At 47.5% G+C, this 19,908-nt stretch carries 16 protein-coding genes; 1 reads left to right on the top strand and 15 read right to left on the bottom strand.

Annotation, left to right across the window (positions count from 1 at the left end):
* Position 1 precedes the first annotated feature (1 nt).
* From MKZ24_RS07720 to MKZ24_RS07675, 10 genes are all read right to left on the bottom strand, one after another.
* Entirely contained in the window at positions 2–1,276 is a 1,275-nt protein-coding gene (locus tag MKZ24_RS07720) for an ABC transporter permease (protein WP_340781919.1), read from the bottom strand.
* A complete protein-coding gene (locus MKZ24_RS07715) occupies positions 1,273–2,001 on the bottom strand; it encodes an ABC transporter ATP-binding protein (protein WP_340781918.1) in 729 nt (242 codons plus the stop codon). The genes MKZ24_RS07720 and MKZ24_RS07715 overlap by 4 nt, the downstream gene beginning before the upstream one ends.
* Positions 2,002–2,003: 2 nt before the next feature.
* On the bottom strand, positions 2,004–3,725 hold the full coding sequence (locus MKZ24_RS07710) for an alkaline phosphatase (protein WP_156123505.1): 1,722 nt from the start codon (positions 3,723–3,725) through the stop codon (positions 2,004–2,006).
* A 227-nt stretch (positions 3,726–3,952) separates the two neighbouring features.
* Positions 3,953–5,965 carry an NAD-dependent DNA ligase LigA gene (gene ligA / locus MKZ24_RS07705; RefSeq protein ID WP_042240045.1) on the bottom strand — a complete coding sequence of 671 codons (2,013 nt, stop codon included), beginning with the start codon at positions 5,963–5,965 and terminating at the stop codon, positions 3,953–3,955.
* Between the two features lie 76 nt (positions 5,966–6,041).
* Complete coding sequence (gene pcrA, locus MKZ24_RS07700) at positions 6,042–8,399, bottom strand: DNA helicase PcrA (protein ID WP_340781917.1); 2,358 nt, start codon at positions 8,397–8,399, stop codon at positions 6,042–6,044.
* Positions 8,400–8,621: 222 nt separating this feature from the next.
* Positions 8,622–9,332: a heptaprenylglyceryl phosphate synthase gene (locus MKZ24_RS07695; RefSeq protein WP_340790098.1), complete on the bottom strand. Its 711-nt coding sequence runs from the start codon at positions 9,330–9,332 to the stop codon at positions 8,622–8,624.
* Between the two features lie 217 nt (positions 9,333–9,549).
* A complete protein-coding gene (locus MKZ24_RS07690) occupies positions 9,550–10,416 on the bottom strand; it encodes a phosphatidylinositol-specific phospholipase C/glycerophosphodiester phosphodiesterase family protein (RefSeq protein WP_340781916.1) in 867 nt (288 codons plus the stop codon).
* A gap of 121 nt (positions 10,417–10,537) precedes the next feature.
* The gene (locus MKZ24_RS07685) at positions 10,538–11,938 is read right to left on the bottom strand and encodes an undecaprenyl-phosphate glucose phosphotransferase (protein ID WP_340781915.1); all 1,401 of its coding nucleotides are present in this window, start codon (positions 11,936–11,938) and stop codon (positions 10,538–10,540) included.
* Complete coding sequence (locus MKZ24_RS07680; RefSeq protein ID WP_445324187.1) at positions 11,935–12,834, bottom strand: glycosyltransferase family 2 protein; 900 nt, start codon at positions 12,832–12,834, stop codon at positions 11,935–11,937. The genes MKZ24_RS07685 and MKZ24_RS07680 overlap by 4 nt, the downstream gene beginning before the upstream one ends.
* 250 nt (positions 12,835–13,084) lie before the next feature.
* A complete protein-coding gene (locus tag MKZ24_RS07675) occupies positions 13,085–14,098 on the bottom strand; it encodes a glycosyltransferase family 2 protein (protein WP_340781913.1) in 1,014 nt (337 codons plus the stop codon).
* A 674-nt stretch (positions 14,099–14,772) separates the two neighbouring features.
* Here MKZ24_RS07675 and MKZ24_RS07665 point away from each other — a divergent pair.
* A protein-coding gene (locus tag MKZ24_RS07665; protein WP_340781912.1) for an IS630 family transposase occupies positions 14,773–15,814 on the top strand; the annotation gives its coding sequence in 2 pieces (ribosomal slippage) (positions 14,773–14,922 and positions 14,924–15,814; 1,041 coding nt in all).
* A gap of 21 nt (positions 15,815–15,835) precedes the next feature.
* Here MKZ24_RS07665 and MKZ24_RS07660 read toward each other — a convergent pair.
* From MKZ24_RS07660 to MKZ24_RS07640, 5 genes are read right to left on the bottom strand one after another with little or no spacing between them, the layout of a single operon-like run.
* A complete protein-coding gene (locus MKZ24_RS07660; RefSeq protein ID WP_445324154.1) occupies positions 15,836–16,162 on the bottom strand; it encodes an EamA family transporter in 327 nt (108 codons plus the stop codon).
* Positions 16,163–16,166: 4 nt separating this feature from the next.
* Positions 16,167–16,493, bottom strand: a complete 327-nt coding sequence (locus tag MKZ24_RS07655) for an EamA family transporter (protein WP_340781911.1) — start codon at positions 16,491–16,493, stop codon at positions 16,167–16,169.
* Between the two features lie 50 nt (positions 16,494–16,543).
* The gene (locus MKZ24_RS07650) at positions 16,544–17,104 is read right to left on the bottom strand and encodes an HAD family hydrolase (protein ID WP_340781910.1); all 561 of its coding nucleotides are present in this window, start codon (positions 17,102–17,104) and stop codon (positions 16,544–16,546) included.
* 47 nt (positions 17,105–17,151) lie between these two features.
* Positions 17,152–19,161: a lysylphosphatidylglycerol synthase transmembrane domain-containing protein gene (locus MKZ24_RS07645; protein WP_340781909.1), complete on the bottom strand. Its 2,010-nt coding sequence runs from the start codon at positions 19,159–19,161 to the stop codon at positions 17,152–17,154.
* Positions 19,162–19,905, bottom strand: coding sequence for a hypothetical protein (locus tag MKZ24_RS07640; protein ID WP_340781908.1), 744 nt, complete (start codon positions 19,903–19,905; stop codon positions 19,162–19,164). It lies immediately after the preceding gene.
* Positions 19,906–19,908 lie beyond the last annotated feature (3 nt).

Below are 19,908 nucleotides of genomic sequence, written 5' to 3'. Positions count from 1 at the left end.
CCTAAGATTTGAACAAAGCGAGCGGATGCATCCGGTACATCCGGAATGCCGGCCCCAGTGAGGACAGCAGACCAATGGCAATGGCGCCAAGGACGATATACCAATGCTCCGGCGTCCAATGGAAAGACTCTATTTGAATACCTGCCTGCGAGAATAACATATCCTTCAGCAGGTAGGCTCCGAGATGACCCAGCAACAGACCGGTGATCAGTCCGGTTACCGTCACGAGCAGGCCTTCAGTGGTTAACGTCAGCCATACATAAACCCTTGATTTTCCGAGAAGTCGTAAAATCCCCACATCCTTGGTCCGCTCTGAGGCAGCTGCAATCATGGATAATAAAATGGCAATGCCGGCGAGCAGCACGCAAATAGCCGTCAATACACCGAGCAGCCGGGAGCCCTGATCTACCGCATTCAGCACATCGGAGACCGCCTTGCTTGTATAAGCCGCCTGAACACCATTGCTGCCGTCAAGCGCCTGTTTCAGATCATGAGCTCCAAGCAAGCTGGACGGTTTGACCAGCACAGCAGTAATCTCCCGCTCCTCAGGTGCCAGCCCATGCACAGCCCAGGCGTAGTCCACGGTCGTAAACACCGCACGGTCATCCGGGGTGTGAAGTTCAGGGAGAATGCCTGCAACGGTGTATTGGAAGCTCTCGTGCGCATGCTCCTCGTCATGTTCTCCTCCATGCTCTTCGTCCTCCACATGTCCAGCTGCTTCCTCAGTCCCATGATCCTCCTCATGCTCCGTTTCTGCCCCCGCATGACCTTCGTCCTGCACAAGCCCGTGTGCCCCCGTAAAGGTATCTCCTACTTTCAGTCCCAGGGCCCGGGCCACATACGAACCTATAATCGTCTCTCCGGTATGTCCATACATCGTGCCTTCCTGAAGCTTGCTTTCACCATACCGGGTAAAGAAATAACCGGAATCCAGCCCGACAATCGGATAACCTTTGAAGTTATCTCCTGTTGTCATCGCAAAGGCTACATCGACAGACAGATCCTGCTTCGCTTGATCCAGAACTGCAAGCGGAATGTTCCCCGTGGGCGCACCGATATGATAAAAAGTATTGAGCACCAGCTGAGTCTCGCTGCCTGCCGCTCCTATAACAAGGTCGAATGGCCCATAGCCTTTCTTCGCCCCCTGCTCCACGCTCTCGCGGGATAGTGTCAGCAGAACGATAAAACCAACAGTGATGGCCACTGCACATACGGTAAGTAAGGACAGGAACCGCCGGTGCAGCACGTTGCGGAGGGTCAGTCTAAACAGACTCATAACGTCACCTTTTCCCGTTTCCCAAGAGGGACCTGCTGCTTAGGCAGTGCATCCCGGTGCACTTTATTAATCTCCTGAATGTTCAGACAGCGCGGGAAACGGTCCGCCATATTGAGATCATGTGTTACAACGATTAGAGTATGGCCGTGAGTCCTACTAAGGTCCAGCAAAAGCGAGGAAATCTCATCTGCAGTCTCCCAATCCAAGCTGCCCGTAGGCTCATCAGCCAACAGCAGCGGCGGCTGATTCACTAATGCCCTTACAATCGCAACCCGCTGTTGTTGTCCGCGCGACAGCTGGGAAGGAAGATGCTTGCTGCGGTCCGCCAGGCCCACCTGTTCCAGCAAGCTGTCAACAATCTGCTTCCTCTCCTTATGCGGAAGCCGCGAGGTCATAGCAATCTCGACATTCTGCCTGGCTGTCAGCGAAGGAAGCAGATGAAAGTCCTGCAGCACATAGCCGATAGCAGAAGCCCGGAAAGCATCCCGCTTCGACTCTGTCATATTGTGAAGCGGTTGGCCGTCCACAACAATCCCGCCGCTGTCCGCACTCATCATTCCGCTAATTAAATGCAGGAACGTGCTTTTACCGGACCCGCTGGGTCCGGTAATGGCTACGTGTTCTCCTTTTTCAACATACCACTGGGGGATATCGAGAATCGGCACAAATCTTCCGTCCACTTTGAACTGTTTTTTCAAATCCCGAATTTGGAGCAATAAGGCCACTCCTATCTCAATAGAATACGTTCAGACAAAGCATCCCAAGTTAAGGTTGTTCCCTTCAGCTGGTTGAATGCACTAAGCGGCAGGTACAGCACGCCATTATCAATATCTACTGTGTACGATGCTGCCTTGCCGTTCAGCTTGGCTGTCTTATCCGTCAGGTTAACATCAATCGTATTCTTCGCAAAAGTCAGCTTAGCAGCGGCTGTATCCCCTTTATAGGTTCCTCCAAGCGCTTTGGCCAGAGCCTCTGCCGGGTAGAGCACCTCATTGTCACGGCTGATCTTAAACTTCGGATACACATATTTGGACTGCAGCTCTGCCGAACGCTTATTCAAATCGATACCCAGTATACCTGCGCCTGCCGTTGCGATTTGAGTGTTGTCCACCTGACCCTTCACCTTGTCCGCAATTGGACCATACGCCCAGACTCCAACATCCACTGCGGAGTGCCCATGACCGGACCAGCCTACCAGTAGACGCTTGGAAATCACCGCATTATACGCCCCCTCACGTTTGTAAGAAGAACCGTCGCCATTCATGATCTGAGTAACTTCCTCTTCAGAGAGATCCGTAATCCATGTATTCGCTGTTACAATACTGCGGATCTCTTCGGGTGTCTGCGCTGCTTCAAGATCTGCTGCCAGGCTCTCGGAGGAATGTTTCTGCTTGTTCCACAGATCAATGTTGATTTCGTAAATATTGTCGCGCGAGAGTGACAGGCCGCCTGTTTCATGGTCAGCAGTGACTACCACCGAAGTGTTGCCATTTTTCTTCGCAAAATCAATGGCTGTCTTGAATGCAGCATCAAAGTCGAGCGTTTCCTGAACAAGCGTCGGCAGATCGTTGGCATGACCGGCATGGTCGATACGCCCGCCTTCAATCATCATGACAAATCCGTCTTTATCCGTAGACAAAATATTCAGCGCTTTAGAGGTCATCGCCGCCAGACTCGGAATTTCTGCAGTCCGGTCCGGGACATAGGCAACATGCGAGCTGCCGAACAAGCCCAGCACCTTGGTGTTTTTGGAGGTGAGCGCATTTAAGGCCGAAGTATTCTCAACCACAGTGTATCCTTTGGCTTTGAAATCAGGGAGGATGTTCTTGTCTGTGCGTTTACCCTTCTCATCTTTGGTTACAAAAAACTGCTTGCCGCCGCCCAAAAGAACATCTACGCCGCTCTCCAGATATTGCGAGGCAATCGCCGATTCATTATCACGGCTGCGGACATGAGAAGCATAAACGGCTGGTGTAGCATGAGTAATCCGTGCGGTGGTTACAAGGCCGGTGGCTTTGCCGCTGCTCTCAGCTGCTTCTATAATAGAAGCAAACGGTTTAGATACGTCCTCGTTAGAGACGCTGATGCCTGCATTGTAAGTTTTATGGCCTGTAGCAAATGCCGTACCGGCTGAAGCCGAGTCTGTGACGATCCCGGACACGATTTTCCCGCCGTCCTCACCGCGGTCTGCATATGTAGTTGCTTGTCCAACGTAGTAAGGATCGAGGTTCAGATGATTGACGCTTTTGGTGTATTGTTGAAAATATCTGGCCGCAGAAATTTGGGCCGGACCCATGCCGTCGCCAATCAGAACGATAAGATTTTTGGACTGGGCTTTTGCAGCTCCCGCTGTACCTGTCGCACTCTGCGCTGCTCCAGCGAGCGTCGCCCCCGAAACTACTGCTGCCGCCAATCCTCCAAAGACAATGCCCTTCATTAGCTTTTTCATCATATACCCCTTCCTCATTATGGTGATTCTTACCCAAGCATACCTTGGGAAGGTTATCCAATTGTCAAAATAACTACGGTATTGTATTAAATTATCAGTTACTCATATATTGCTATAACGTTTATCCGGAATTCTTTCACACAGAAAAAGCCCTGCAACCTTCGCTGCAAAGCGAATGATTACAGGACTCTATGGGTTTAACTGGTTATTTGGGAATGTCTGCTTACCTACATCTCCAAAAGCCGGATCAGTTCATCTTCATCCTCAATGACCTGAATGCCGAGTTGCTGCGCTTTAGCCAGCTTGCTGCCTGCCTTCTCGCCGGCAATGACCAGATCGGTTTTCTTGGAGACACTGCCGGACACCTTAGCCCCGAGAGCCTCCAGACGCTCGGCCGCTTCCTCGCGGGTCATTTTCTGCAGAGAACCGGTCAACACAACGGTTTTGCCGCTAAAGAAAGTATTCGTACTGACTACACGCGGAGCTTCGGGCGCCTTAGCCTCTACACCCAGCGCCAGCATGCGGTTAATGCTTACAACCACAAACGGGTCGGCAAAATAATTCACGATGCTCTCCGCCACAATCCCGCCGATATCCGGCAGACCCGCCAGCTCCTCCGCCGTTGCGGACATTACAGCTTCCAGACTGCGGTAGTGGTCAGCCAGCATTCTGGTGGTAGCCTTTCCGGTATTCGGGATACCGAGGGCATATAAGAAGGAAGCGAGATCCCGCCCTTTGCTCTCTTCCAGTGCTTGGAGCAGATTATCCGCCTTCTTCTCCCCGAAACGGTCCAGCTTCACCAGTTGCTCGAAGGTCAATTCATATAGATCGGCCGGCTCACGTACACTAAGCTCTTCATGCAGCTGAGCAGCCGTCTTCTCACTGAATGTCTCAATATCCATGGCATCGCGTGACGCGAAATGCGTGATCCGGCTAACAATCTGAGGTTTACAGTCCAGCTTGTTGTTGCAGAACAGATGCGCACCGCGCATCTCCAGCGGGAACCCGCAGGCCGGACAATTCTCAGGGAAAATAATCTCCCCGCCGTCACTCTCTTCCGTCACCTTGCCCAGAATCTCCGGAATAACATCATTGGAGCGGCGGATGAATACCCGTGTGCCCAGCGCGAACTTCAGGTTCTTGCGTTCAATGTCTCCCACGTTGTTAAGTGTGCAATTCTGCACAGTAACACCTGCCAGCTCCACAGCCTCTACCCGTGCCAGTGGCGTCACTTTGCCAGTACGGCCTACGTTCCAGCTGACCGACTCCAGGATTGTCGTGGTTTCTTCCGCCTCGAATTTATAGGCAACCGCCCAGCGGGGGAACTTATCTGTATAGCCTAGTGCTTCACGGATCCGGAAATCTGTCACCTTGATGACTGCCCCGTCAATCAGATAATCAAGGCCGGAACGGCTCTCTTCGATCTCAGCCAGCTGCTCGGTAACGTCATCGAAATTACTGAAGTAATTGAGATACGGGTTGACCTTGAACCGGTTGCTGCGAAGGAAATCCATCATTTCCTGGTGATCGGCAAACTGCACACCCTCCGAGTACCCCACATTATAAAAGAAGGCATTCAATCTGCGGTCTGCAGTCATCTTCGGATTCAGGTTGCGCAGTGCGCCGGCTGCACCGTTACGTGCATTCTTCAGCGGCTCCGCCGCACGTGTATTATAGTCAGCCAGAACAGACAGGTTCATGATCCCCTCGCCCTGCACTTCGATCAGCCCTTCCTTGAACGGGATGTTCAAAGGAACGGATTTGATCGTCTTCACCTGAGCAAGGATACCTTCGCCTGTTACGCCGTTGCCCCGTGTTGCCGCCTGGACAAGTACGCCGTCACGGTAGGTCAGGTTCAGCGTTAAGCCGTCAAACTTCAGCTCCACCGCATAACACGGGTCAGGCAGAGGATTCTCCGGATTCTTGGTATTGTAGTCATTCACCAGCTTCAGCACACGGGCGTTCCAGGTACGCAGCTGTTCAATGTTCTGCGCCTTGTCAAGACTCCACAATGGTGCCAGATGGCGGTGTGGCGTGAAGCCCTTCAGCAGTTCCCCGCCCACCCGCTGGGTTGGAGAATGCGGCAGTACAATTCCGCTCTCCGCTTCCAGCGCCACCAGCTTGTCGTAGAGCGCATCATATTCCTTGTCGCTGATCTGCGGCGCATCCATTGTATAGTAATGATAGTTATATTGATTCAGCTCGGCTACGAGCTCTTCCATCGTGAACATCATATCCATCCGGCACATCCCTCCGTCAAATAGGTTTCCTACGGTTAGCGTGATCCAAAAACACAATCGTTAATCGCAGCTTGCTTTATTCAACTTTGGTGATCGGTGCAAAGCCGGCCAGCAGCCGCTTCACGCCCACCGGCGCCGGGAAGGCAATCTGCAGCTCCGTATCGTTGCCGCTGCCCTTCACGGCCACAACGGTGCCTATGCCCCATTTGCCGTGGGAGACCTTGTCGCCCGCCTTGAAGCCGGCGGACGCTGCGGCCCCTGCTCCCGGAGCGCTCTGCGCGCCTCCGGTCGTCACTACGACACGGCCCGCGCCGGGCACCGCGCTCGCCGAGCTGCCGCTGCCGAAGCTGGCGGCCCCGCCGCCTGCCGGCGCATTCCCGGCAGCAGCGGTGCGGCTGCCGAAGTTCCCGCGGCTGCCTCCGCCGAAGCCGCGGCCGCCGTAAGCACCGCCAACCTCCGCGCCTCCGCGCCGGAAGCGGTCTGATTCCTTAACGGTGTCTTCCTTCAGCTCCTCCGGAATCTCCTCCAGGAAGCGGGACGGCGCATTCGCGGTCGTCCGCCCGAACAGCGTGCGCATCCGTGCACAGCTGAGGAACAGCTGCTTCTCCGCACGGGTAATGCCCACATACGCCAGCCGGCGCTCCTCTTCCAGTTCATCATTGTCCTGGAAAGCACGGCTGTGCGGGAACACGCCCTCTTCCATCCCAATAATGAAGACGGTCGGGAACTCCAGCCCCTTCGCGCTGTGCATCGTCATCAGCACGACAGCATCGCTGCGCTCTTCTTCGTCATTCACGCTGTCAATGTCAGCGATCAGCGCCAGATCCGTCAGGAAGGAGACCAGCGACTTATCCTCGTTGTTCTTCTCGAATTCCATCGTTACGGACAGGAATTCATCGATATTCTCCAGACGGGAACGGGATTCAAGAGTATTCTCATTCTGCAGCTCCAGTCGGTACTGGGACAGTTCAAGAATCTTCTCTGTCAGCTCCGTTACCGAGAGGAATTCCACCATCCGGTGCAGGGCTTCGATCATATCATAGAACTCCACCAGCGTATTACGCGTCCGGCCGGCAAAGCCCAGATCATCCACCGTCTGCAGTGCCCGGAAGATCGATACTCCCTGGGAAGCCGCTGCTGCCGCCAATTTACCGACAGTCGTATCCCCGAGGCCACGCTTAGGAACATTGATAATCCGCGTCAGGCTGATATCATCATCAGGATTGGAGAGCAGGCGCAGATACGCCAGCAGATCCTTGATTTCTTTGCGGTCATAGAACTTGATCCCGCCGACGATCTGATAAGGAATATCCGATTTGATCAGAATTTCTTCTATTACACGGGACTGGGCGTTCGTACGGTATAGAATCGCATGATTCTGGTACGCCTGGCCCTGCTTCACATTCTTGCTGATCTCTCCGGTGACGAAGTATCCTTCATCATGCTCGGAGTCCCCGCGGAACACCTTGATCTTCGCGCCTTCGTCCGAATCGGTCCACAGCTTCTTCGGCTTGCGTCCGGTATTCAGTGCGATAACACCATTGGCTGCGTTCAGAATATTGGAGGTTGAGCGGTAATTCTGCTCCAGCATAATGGTTTTGGCTTCCGGATAGTCTTCTTCGAAATTAAGGATGTTCGAAATATCCGCCCCGCGCCAGCGGTAGATCGACTGGTCACTGTCCCCGACAACGCAGATCCGGTGATGACCCTCGGCCAGCATCCGGCAGAGCATATACTGCGCCCGGTTCGTATCCTGATACTCATCGACATGAATGTATTTGAACTTCTTCTGATAGAAATCCAATACCTCAGGAACTTCCTTGAACAATTGGATCGTCTTCATGATGAGGTCATCAAAATCCAGCGAGTTATTGCTTCTCAGGCGTTGCTGGTACTTGGTATACACTTTGGCCACAAGGCCTTCGAAATAATCGCCGATCTTCTGTTCATACTGCGCCGGTGTAATCAGCTCATTCTTGTTTGTACTGATCACAGCCTGAATGGCCTTCGGCTCGAATTTCTTGGTATCAATGTCCAGATCCTTCATACAATTGCGGATAACGGATAATTGGTCCGTCGAATCCAGAATGGAGAAGTTCGAAGTGAAGCCGATCCGCTCAATATCCTTCCGCAGGATCCGCACACACATCGAGTGGAAGGTGGATACCCAAATATCCCGGCCCTCCGGCCCTACCAGCTTGGAGACACGATCCTGCATCTCCCGGGCGGCCTTATTCGTAAAAGTAATCGCCAGAATCGCCCAAGGCGGTGCCTTGCGGTTCGCAATCAGCCAGGCGATCCGGTGGGTAAGCACGCGGGTCTTACCGCTGCCCGCTCCGGCCATAATCAATAAAGGCCCTTCAGTAGCTTCTACAGCCTGCCGCTGCGGGGGGTTCAGCCGGCTTACGGCGTCGTGTATGTTAACAAGTTGCATGTGTGACATGCTCCTTTCTGAATATAAGCTTGTATAAACTGAGTTAAGATGTTTACTTAGCCTTAGTCGTCACTGCGGTGAATATTTGGACTTCCGGCCGCTGTTGTCTCCAGATTTCTTGATTGAATACCGCTTATTGCGGTTGAAATCCGGTGACAAAGGCGGTCGCTACCGCTCCTACAGTTCCAAATTCCCCCTCTGTTCCTTTCGGCTTTTATTAGTTTATAACCAGTCCAGCTGCGGCGTATTTCTCACTGCCTGAACGGTCAGCAGCGCCTGCTCCAGATCATAGTAAATAATATTGCCGACCACTACTGTATCACATAGAGCAGCTGCCTGCATGGCTTCTTCCTCACCTGTAATACCGCCTCCATAAAAAAGCTGGCTGTGCTCGACCATTGCCCTGACCTCACGCACAGTCTCCATATCTCCGAACCTTCCGCTATACTCCAGATAAACCACCGGCAGATTCATCAGCTTGTCCGCAATCTGTGCATAAGCCGCTGCCCCGTCTGCGCTAAGCGAGTGGTCTGCCCCTGTAAGCCGCGCTACGGATGAATCGCCATTGAGTACAATATAGCCCTCAGTCAGCAGCAATTCCCATGGAATCAGACTGCCGAACCGTTCAATTGCCCGGCGGTGATGGCCAAGAATCCATGAAGTATCGGCAGTGTTGAGCACCATGGGAATCATATACAGATCAAAACCGGGCACAGCGGCTTCCAGATCCGACACCTCCAGCGCACAAGGCAGATCATACTGCCGGATTCTCGAGAGAAGACTCACCGTATTCTCATAAGTCACGCCAGTGGAGCCGCCTACCAGTATTGCATCGGTTCCCGAGAGACAGACAGCCGCAAGTTCCCTATCAGCAAGCTCCCGGTCCGGGTCCAGCTTGAACACATGCCGCCACGGCTTGATCATTTGCCGCATTCCATTCATTATCGTCCATCCTCAATGTTCATCTAAGTAAATACTCTATTTCCCAGTATTTCAAAACAACAAATATACTCCTGCACACGCAAAAGCCGTATCTCTAGTCTAAGTCAGTACGAAGGCGGGTGTCAATTTAAAGCGAACAAAAATGCGAACATTTTTTCGTATTTTTAGAGTATAAGCTTTTGATGTACAGAAGCTTCACGTTCAACTGCTAGCGTATACCCTTGATCCGGCTTAAGTCGTCCTCAGAGACAAAATCGGTATAGAATCCGTCGACTCCCATCCGGGACAGACCCGAAATTTCCTTCTCGTCATTCACTGTATGCACATAGACTCTTGCACCTACTTTTTTCAGATTGCGTACGAAGCTCTTGGTAGCTCTTACCGTCGGCATCGTGATATCCACTCCGGCTTGCTTGGCGAATTCGATGACCACCTCGTCGCTGTCCTGCGTCTGATAAAGTGTAAAAATCACTTCAGGAAAAGCATACACCCGGTTCACTACATCCAGCATATCTCTGCTGTATATCTGCGGAACGATCCGCTTGAGCAGAGCAGGGTCCCGCTTCTCCGCCGCTTCCACGATAAGCTGAAACTGCTTCGTTACCCGTTCCGGTTCAAGCTCCTTCGTGTCCGTTACAATATAGGCATCCGGGTAGATCACCATCAGGTTCATTATCTTCTCAATATCCAGCGGAGAGTAGATCTCCAGAACCGGACTGTTCATGACATCCTCATAATTTAGCACGATCCCTTGCTTAGCGGCAGGAAGAACAGCCTGCTGGCCCAGCAGCTTGCTCATATTGGCAGTCCATTCATGGCGGGCAACCAGCTTGTCATCGCTTGTCAGCAGCAGGTCCGCCTCAAAAACCCGGGTTCCCTGCTCATAGTTAGCGATAAAAGCATCCAGAGTATTCGTATACGTATAGTTATGAATCCCTCCCATAGCATGAGCTACAATTCTATGGGCTGCAAAGCCGGTAGCCGGCTGTTTCTCTTTTCCCCCAAGAGTGAGTACAAGCAGGAGTGCGATAGCTACGATCATAATGACGGAAGCGATAATCTTTTTTCTATCCATGATGGCAGGTTTCCTTTGCAAGTGTTAGAGTAGTTGGCCTGAAAACAAGAAGAAACGGCTGTGTCGTCCTCAGGGGGGCAGCAACCGTTTCTATGGAATAATATAGTATGAGACCCGTCTATTAATAAGCGTTCTTGAAGCCGTTGCGGATGGTTTTGGCGATGATCCGGATGTCGAACAATAGTGACCAGTTCTCGATATAGAAAATGTCGTGTTTGATCCGGTCCTCAATCGACGTGTCCCCGCGCAGACCGTTGCTCTGAGCCCAGCCGGTAATCCCCGGACGCACATGGTGCTTCACCATATACTTCGGAATCTCACCGCGGAACTGCTCTACAAAGTACGGGCGCTCCGGACGCGGACCAACCACACTCATCTGGCCAAACAGCACATTAAAAAATTGCGGCAGCTCATCCAGACTGGTCCGGCGGATAAATGTCCCAAAACGTGTACGGCGTGGATCTTCACGCGTACTCCAGCCCGTATCCACTTCGCCGTCTGTCTGCATCTTCATCGAACGGAACTTGTACATCATGAAGTTACGGCGGTTAAGTCCTACACGCTCCTGCTTGAAAATAATAGGTCCGGGCGAGGTTAGGCGCACACCCAGCGCTACAATCAGCATTACAGGAGAAAGCATAATAATGGCGAACAGTGAAAATACCAGATCAAACACCCGCTTAGCCATTTTGTTCCCGGCCATATCCAGCGGAATGTCGCGTACGTTAATCATCGGCATCCCCGCAAAGTTATCGAAGTAAGGACGGGCCGGCAGGTAGTCGAAGAAGTCAGGGATAATCAGCGTCCGTACACCTGCCTTCTCGCACGTAGCGATAATGGTCGGATATTTCGAATGGGCATCCAGCGGAAGCGCCAGAATGACCTCATCGACCGGCAGCATCTCCAGCATGCCTTCCAGCTGATCCACGGTGCCTAGAATCGGCTTATACCGTTGCTCCTCAAGACCATCCCATTCATGGAAGTCATCCAGGAAGCCTATAGCCTCGTATCCCAGCTCAGGATACTGCTCCAGATTGTTATAGAATCTTTTGCCCAGCGTACCTGCACCGAGAATCAGTACAAACTGGCGGTTGAAGCCTTTTTCACGCAGCGATTTCAGCATCTTCTTCAGCACATAACGGTACAGCATAATGGAAAGAATATTGAAGCCCATATATATAGCGAGATATTGACGGGAGACGTCAATCTCCTTCAGGAAGAACATCAGGCCGAGCAGAATGAAGATACCCATGGCGTGAACCTGAAAGATTTTGATGAATTCGTCAATGAACCGTTTCTTGCGCTTCGGCAAATACAACTGAAGCACAATTCCGATCAGAATAGCGATGGCTCCATAGATAATACTCCAGTAAGCATAGGACTCTACAGGAAGGGTCCTGTAGGATTCCAACAAACCGCTTTTGAACTTCAGCCACCAGGCAGCCAGAAAGGCCACTTGAATGACCAGGAAATCGGCAACCATATATAACTGTGTTAGAAACTTTTGATTACGGCGGATCATAATCTCACCTCAGCATTCGATTCATTGCGTAAACCGGCTTCCCCGGGGACTGTCAGACTCTGTGCTGGTGTTGGAACCTTGCGTGGAGCAATCAGCGCATTGCGCAGCAGCGAAAGCGTGAACTTGACGCCGACTCCCGCATATACTGCTCCGTTTATCATACTGTTGTACCGCCTGCTATAATGCTTCTTATGGAATAAAATCATCGCCCGGTGGAATTCGTACACGATCTTAAACGGTCTGCGGCGCGCACTGCCACCTTTGAGATGCACGATCGATGTCTGCGGATAGTAATAAATCCCCCAGCCGGCCGCTTTGATCCGGTAACACCAGTCCAGATCCTCTCCATACATAAAGAACGTCTCATCCAGGCCGCCCACCTGCTCAATGGTCTCCCGCCGCAGCAGCATGAACGCTCCCACCAGACAATCTACCGGGTAGGAGTCATCCGGGTCCAGATAACCCAGCTGATAGCCGTTGAACCTTGGACGGTCCGGGAACAGCTTACTGAAACCAAAAGCATAATAGAAGGAGGCGGATGGCGTCGGGAATCCTCTTTTACAGGCCTTATCCAGCGAACCATCCGGCAGTATCACCTTACAGCCAGAAGCCCCCAGATCCGGACGGCTGTCCATAAAAGCAACCATCGTCTCCAGCGTATCCTTGCGGATCACTGTATCTGAATTCAGCAATAATACATATCGCCCGGAGGCAGCCTCCATCCCCTGATTATTACCCTTGGCAAACCCTACATTCTCTGAATTCGCAATCAGCAGCACATCCGGAAATTCCTTGCTGATGGTCTCTACCGAGTGATCGTGGGAGTTATTATCTATTAAAATAATTTCATAGGAGTAGCGGGTCTCGGAGTCATATACCGACCTCAGACAGTCCATCGTCAGGCGGCATGTGTTGTAATTAAGAATGATTATGCTAACATCTACATTCACTGCTATACTCTCCTGACAAATATAGTAATCTATCGACAATTATTATAACACAAAAACCTCCTTGATAGGCGGAGCCTGTTTAGGGAGGTTTTTACAGGTGTGAGGATAATGTAGGAGGAACAGTGCTAGCTGGCGGAAATCTGGAGAACAGGTGAGTTCATTTCAAAATATGCTGAGCCCTTTCTCTCGTTTCGCTTCATAATCCCTGACGCTTAGCCTTCTCCTGAATATAACGGCGCTTGCGTTTCAGATTAGCTCTCTGTGCGAAGAAGGATGACCATGCCCCCAGCAGCTTGGGTTCCTTTAACAGTGAATAGCCATGTGCAGCGAACTCGTAAGGCAGAGAATAGAGGAGGGTAAGCAGCAGCCTGCCGGAGGACTCGTTCTTGTAGATCATTTTATAACGGTTGATATATGAGATCCGCTTGATGAACATCGCCTTGCCGCTCCGTCCGGATGTTTTCCAGCCCCGTTCGTGGTAGCCTATAGCTTCCGCATCATAATAAGCTTGCCAACCAAACAATCCCGCGCGCCATGCCACATCCACATCTTCCTTATAGGCAAAAAAGTCCGCATCAAAAAACTCGCCTTCGACGCTAATATCCTCAATCATCCGCCGGGAGTACATCGCCGCCGCGCCGGATACGCCGAATACCACACCAGACTCGTTCCACAGATCAGCGGACTCTCCCGCTCCACGGTCAAACGCCCTGCGGGCTCTATTCATCCGCAGTCCCGTGCTGTCAACGAGTGAATGATCTGCCTTCAGCAGCAGTTTGCCTGTGGCACTGCCGATCTGGGGATTGGCTTCAAAGCAGGCGACTAGTCTGGATATATAATCCGGAGCCAATGTAAGATCGGGATTCAGCACCAGTACATAATCTGTATTAGTACCGGCAATAGCCTGATTGTGTGCGGGGGCAAAGCCGGTGTTATGTTCATTCTCAAGTAAGACAAGTGAAGGCGTCCGGGTACTGCTACCTGCAGAGCTGGGTGCCTGAGAGTCCGCTGTGTCTACTTTAGTTGAGTATGAATGTGGCTGGTTATAAAACGCTCTGACTTTATCCGCCGAACCATCTGTTGAGGCGTTGTCCACTATGACAATTTTTTTGACTGGATAATCCTGAGCTAATACAGCCGATAAGCATTCAACGATGTCATCTGCGCTGTTATAGGTAACGATATGTACACTGACTGTTTTAGGGTTCATAGGTGACCTCGAATTCCTGGTTTCATTATTGGAAAATCCATACCTAATTATAGCGAAAAGAAGAGTGATGGGCTATGGCAGGTTGTTGGAACCATGTAGCTTTTAAAGTATCCAACATTTTATGAGGAATATATCTGTGTTTCAATTCACAATAAAAACCTCCTATCCTGCTTCGGGCAGATTAGGAGTTCCGATTGGTGTCTCAGTTATTTTTAGCCAACCAGGCAGATCGCATTTGTATTGAGGACTGGACCAGAATCTCTCCAGGTCGTTTAGATTTACCATAGATACACTTAAGATTGGTATTATCATATCAATGGCAAGGCTGAAACCCTATACCATCGAATACATAATCCATGCTCATATGTACCTTGTTAATTAGAATTCACATCATTCCGGCTTACGCAGATATCTGTCTCTACCGGGTCTATTTCCCTGTAAGTAACTCAATCGGTAACCACATAAAGGACAGAGTCTCTAATTATCACATTTAGTATGTTTCTAATTTTGGTTGCATTCCATTACTTTAAATACTCGCTCTGTAGAATAAACCTCAAAAATCTTACTATTGAATTCATTTTAACAACGTTCTATATAGAACGTTATTAAGAAACTAACAAAGTCTCTCCAGTCGCCAAATCGGGTAATACATAGTAAATGAATCCGAGGCGGCGATGAAAATGAGCAACGAAGAGATTGCACGGTTGAATACAGCAATGAAACAAATCTCAGACAAACGGCTTTACGAAAGATATCTAGCGGTTCGCCTTCGTCTCGAAGGATACACCTTTGACGAAATCGGTGAGTTACTCAGCCGTGCGCGTCAAAACCATCAGTATTTATTGGCAAACCTACCAAACCCAAGGGCTAACCGGTCTGGAGATGGATCATTCTCCTGGACAACCGACAAAACTTACGGATAAAGAGCGTCATCGGTTAGCCGCGATGCTTGAGCAACACGCACCGGCCGATGTGGGTTTTGAGGCCCGGTATACCTGGACACTGCCGCTGGTGGCGGAATGGATTAAACGAGAATTTGACGTCACCATGAGCGTGCGTGGAATTAGCGCGATGCTGAAACGGATGAACTTTAGCTTTACTAAAGCCACTTATACGCTTGCTAATGCCGACGAAGAGGCTCAAGCCTTCTTCATAAAGCATACTTTTGCACAGCTCAAGAAGCAGGTGGAGGCTGAAAAAATCGACCATCTGCTGTTCGAAGACGAGTCCATGATTCGCTCGTATCAAGCCCTTCAATACAACTGGTTTCCTCGTGGTAAACAACGCAAGGTGCCAACGTACGGCAAACACGAAGGGGCCAAATTATTTGGTGCCATTAACTATGAAACCGGTCAGGTTCATCACCGAGAAGAAGAAAAAGCGGACACTGCAGCCTTTATTCGATTTCTACAGGACCTTCTCTCTGCCTATCCAAGCGGAAAAATTGCATTAATTTTGGATAACAGTCGTATTCATCACGCTACGGAGTTACAGCCGTTTTTAAAGGAACATCCGCGTCTGCAGTTGGTCTTTCTGCCACCTTACAGTCCAAACTTGAATCCGGTGGAAGGGTTATGGCTGTGGCTCAAAGCCGATGTGGTGAACAACATCTTTTTTGAAAAATTCTATAAAATCAGACTTCATGTGAGTCAACTTATGAATCGAATTAACAACCAACCGATGGAAACGATAGATCGTCTCCTCGTCAGATTATAGACTTAATTGCGGTTTATATAATTACTTAATAAGAGTTATAGCCCCGCATATAATAACAAAAATACCAAGAACCTTTTTAAAACTGATTTTTTCTGACAATAAGAAATATGAAATTACAATAGTCCATACATATGTAAATGAGGAAAGAGGATATAGCTGGGTATACGGAAGATATCGCAACAAAATAATATTAAATACTGCTCCTGCAACATATAAGCTCCCGCCCAAAAAAAAGAAAATAATAAATCCCTTATTGAGCCCTAGTTTATAGTAAGATAATCGCTTAAAACAATACCCTCCAAATGCTCCGAAAAGTGTCATCAAACAGAATAGGATCGCAATTAACATTATGTTAATTATCTCCACCCCCGATTAATAAAACTCCACATAGAATGATAAAAGTTCCTATTAGCTCCTTATAAGTAATCATTTCATGAAGTATAAATACTCCAAAGAAAAGGCCAAATAGGTAGCCTACACTAAGGAGAGGATGTAAAACAGATAACGAACCATAACGAAAAGCGATAATCATTAACAAAGCTCCAAGTGCATAAAGAGCAAAACCTAACAAAAGATATAGATATTGGTGATCATCGTACAATTTCCAAAGCATCTGACCAAATGAGGTACACAAAGCAGAAAAAAGGATGAACGTTATTCCCTTTTTGTTTTTTTTCATAGATTGAAGCATCTGATTAATCAAATCCCCACCCACTATCATTAACTTATCTAGAATTGCGCTACTGTTAATACGTTTGCTCCGCTTTTTATAGCAGCTTCAATCCCCGCATCCGAGTCCTCAAATATAATAGTTTGAGAAGGTAGCATATTAAAATGATTCATCGCCTTCAAGAAACCCTCTGGATCAGGTTTTACTTTATTCACATCATTATGTGTCAGTATTAGCTCAAAAATTTCTTTTTTTTCGAAAAACTCTAAAATATCTGTCGAATTTTTTCTTGAAGCAGTAGTTACTAATGCTACATAATATTCAAGTTTAATTAAGTCAATCAAACTGAATAAATGCTCATTTTCAGTAGCCGATCCAAGGTTATCGGGATATATCCTTTTTTTCAGATCATGAATTTCTTCCATTAATTCCTCACTTGGATTAGGAATCAGTAAAGGCAAATAGTCCTTATAGTATTTCCCATTACACTCTTGCGTGTAAAAATCATAGTCAAGAGAGTAGCCTTTTTGAGCAAGGGCCTGTCTGTAGGACAAATAATTTACTTTTTCTGTATTGAACAAAGTGCCATCTAAATCGAATATCGCTAATTTCTGTTTCATTTTCTAGTTTCATTCCCCGCTCTGTGTAGTTAAAGCTTATTGCTTATTTAGATCAGTTCCGTTGTGGAGGCAACAAATTCTTCAACTCTGTCTATAGTACTTGTATGGTTAGCACTAGCGTTTTCATACCAGTTAATAACATCATTTATTACCATGACCAACCCAGCATAGAAGAGGATTGCTCTTTTTCCGTTTTTTTCGATTTTATAAGGCAACAGACGTAACCAGTGTACAACTTCATGGAAGAATATGCTCTTTACTTGTTTTTTTGTAAACCTCTCATTCAGGTATGTCACGTAGAAAGAGAACATTTCATTATACGACTGAGAACGGGTAAGTAAGAAGTCAATACGATTTTTTGTAACTGTTACATTCTGTGTCTTCATTAAAAACTCGTATCCCCCATGTAGAGATTGCAGCAACTTTGCATAATCCAAGTAAGGTGAGTCATGCACATTTCCAGTATTAGGATCAATCAGGTAAAAACCCCTTTCCGACTCAACATCATCGACGCAGATAATATTTTCTATCGTCAAGTCCCCATGAATTTCAGAGTAAATATCATCCTTGAAAACATTATACAAATATTCTTCTTCAAGATAGCTTTCAAGGACAGAAAGATTCATATATTCTTGTCCATTAATTAACAGAGTTTGAAATTCATATATAGATTTTATTTCTCGAGCATTTTTAATTTTCTCAAGGTTCGCACTCACTTTGCCTCTAATATATTTAGATATCAATGCCGGTTCAGCAGGACGTTGATTACCTTTATAGAGATTGTCTGCCAAACTATCTAATGCTCTACGAATAATTTCTCGACTTTTTGCAATAGGTCTGGAGTGAATATAATTAAAAAAACCAACTGAAGTAGTACTATATTCCATATCAAAGCTACAATACCCATCTCCATGTTGTTCATTTAGAATCAGTGGTAAAGGTAGTACTCCTTCATACTGGCGCAACCACTGAACTTGTTGATAAAGCTTGTCTCCATCTTCCCCAAAAGCATACTTTCTATAAAAACTGCGGTTTTCATCCATACAAAGCATAACAGTAGCATTTGAACCCGCAGAATAATCCTGAATAATGCTGATCCTTTGATTAATCTCAAGATATTTCTCCAAATAAGCTCTTCCATTACCTGAAAAGTAGGCCTCTAAAAAATTAAGCCTATCGTCTTCGTTGACCTGGGGAAGCAAGTTCAAAGCCTTGCTTGGATTAGTTCCGTTATTTGTATATTGAAGTACAGCTTTCTTGAAACGATAAGGTAAAAAAGATAATAACCATAGAGCTAGCAGTGGAACAATCAGATATACAGCGAGTAAGGTTTGCGGCTTTATCGACATTGCTTGAATGCTATATGTTAAATCCACAGTACCAGAATCCAGGCTCCCATGTGAAAAAAGAGTAGTGAAAATGTCTGAGAAACCAGAAACATTCATTTCGCCCGAGAGGAACATTCCTAAAGTATAATAGGAAGCAAGATATGCTCCCCAGATACAAACGGTATACAAAGTTAGTCTTCGTTTGTCGATTTTACGAAAGATATCCTTGAATGAAGTGATAATTGACCAGCAGACAAATAACATCTTCAACTCTATACGTATATTAAAGATTGAACAAACTTTCTTAACAGCTATTTTTAAGAGCCTGCTATATTTCATAGCTAATGCTGATAATACTATTAGCACAACTGCCAAAACAACATAAAAAATAGTAGAGTCTAGTATTAAGGGATTATTAATTCCGATTAATGTAAATAAAGAGAAGATAATACTGACCACAAGAACATCCAAATATCTATCAACAAAAACTGTAGAAAGAGAAAAAGCGACCCCATTCTTCATCTTTCGTCCAGAGAAAATAATTCTAATTAAATCCCCTAATCGAAAGGGCAAACAAAAATTGACCATATAACCAAGTGAAAGTGACCGCAAGAGAACCCCCTCACTTGGTGTCTCATAGATCTCTACAAATTGTTTCCAACGAAGCATTTTGAAATAATGTCCAAGCATTAGTAAAATAATGGCTGATAAAAATAACAGAATACTCATTTATATAATCTCCTCAAACAATTCCGAGTCTTTAGCAATTTCATATTCTTCAGGAGTCCCGAAAGCTAAGTGACTATCAACTCTAAATCCTTTAATAATCTTGCCTTCTTCAGCCATAATATTATATACACCACTCATGAAAAACTCTTTATATTCACAGACCTTTAAATATTCAGCCGCAGCTTGTTCCAAAATCGCTCTATTCTTAAAGTAGTATGCTCCGCATATAGCATCATTACTAATTGCTTGCTTTTCCACAGTCTTAATAACATTTCCGACTTGATCGTAAAGCAAGAAACTAAATTTAGGATCATTAGACTCAAAAGTCAACAGTGCACCATCGACCGATTTATAATCTCCGTCATTACTATAATTGTAGAAAGAACTGCATTTAAACAAATGATCACAATCATTAAACACAATGGGCGCTTCATCTTCTATGTTTTTGACTCCTTCTAAAGAAGTAAGGAGCGCTCCATTTAGGACCTTTTCCAGCACTATAATCCGAGCGTCCGGAAAGTATTTCAAAATATGACGATCAATCCCAAAACAATCAATGTGCTCCCTAATAACCACAAAAGTCAAGCTTTTTAGAGTAGCAAACTTACGAATAGATTCTGTTGCCCAAAAGAAAAAAGGCCGTCCTTTTATTTCAATTAATGGTTTGGGAATGCTGTAGCCTTGATTATAAAACCTGGAGCCACTTCCCGCCATTGGCATAACTAGATGAATTCCTTTACTCATTTC

The organism is Paenibacillus sp. FSL R7-0297, assembly GCF_038009025.1.
Taxonomy (GTDB): domain Bacteria; phylum Bacillota; class Bacilli; order Paenibacillales; family Paenibacillaceae; genus Paenibacillus_AQ.
This window is presented reverse-complemented; position numbering and strand designations above follow the sequence as displayed.

Coding starts and splice junctions, on each gene's coding strand:
- MKZ24_RS07650 (WP_340781910.1), bottom strand. CDS start 17,104: ATGAAACAGAAATTAGCGATATTCGATTTAGATGGCACTTTGTTCAAT.
- pcrA (WP_340781917.1), bottom strand. CDS start 8,399: ATGCAACTTGTTAACATACACGACGCCGTAAGCCGGCTGAACCCCCCG.
- MKZ24_RS07695 (WP_340790098.1), bottom strand. CDS start 9,332: ATGCGGCAAATGATCAAGCCGTGGCGGCATGTGTTCAAGCTGGACCCG.
- MKZ24_RS07660 (WP_445324154.1), bottom strand. CDS start 16,162: ATGTTAATTGCGATCCTATTCTGTTTGATGACACTTTTCGGAGCATTT.
- MKZ24_RS07720 (WP_340781919.1), bottom strand. CDS start 1,276: ATGAGTCTGTTTAGACTGACCCTCCGCAACGTGCTGCACCGGCGGTTC.
- ligA (WP_042240045.1), bottom strand. CDS start 5,965: ATGGATATGATGTTCACGATGGAAGAGCTCGTAGCCGAGCTGAATCAA.
- MKZ24_RS07710 (WP_156123505.1), bottom strand. CDS start 3,725: ATGAAAAAGCTAATGAAGGGCATTGTCTTTGGAGGATTGGCGGCAGCA.
- MKZ24_RS07685 (WP_340781915.1), bottom strand. CDS start 11,938: ATGATCCGCCGTAATCAAAAGTTTCTAACACAGTTATATATGGTTGCC.
- MKZ24_RS07690 (WP_340781916.1), bottom strand. CDS start 10,416: ATGGATAGAAAAAAGATTATCGCTTCCGTCATTATGATCGTAGCTATC.
- MKZ24_RS07680 (WP_445324187.1), bottom strand. CDS start 12,834: ATGGACTGTCTGAGGTCGGTATATGACTCCGAGACCCGCTACTCCTAT.
- MKZ24_RS07640 (WP_340781908.1), bottom strand. CDS start 19,905: ATGAGTAAAGGAATTCATCTAGTTATGCCAATGGCGGGAAGTGGCTCC.
- MKZ24_RS07655 (WP_340781911.1), bottom strand. CDS start 16,493: ATGAAAAAAAACAAAAAGGGAATAACGTTCATCCTTTTTTCTGCTTTG.
- MKZ24_RS07645 (WP_340781909.1), bottom strand. CDS start 19,161: ATGAGTATTCTGTTATTTTTATCAGCCATTATTTTACTAATGCTTGGA.
- MKZ24_RS07675 (WP_340781913.1), bottom strand. CDS start 14,098: ATGAACCCTAAAACAGTCAGTGTACATATCGTTACCTATAACAGCGCA.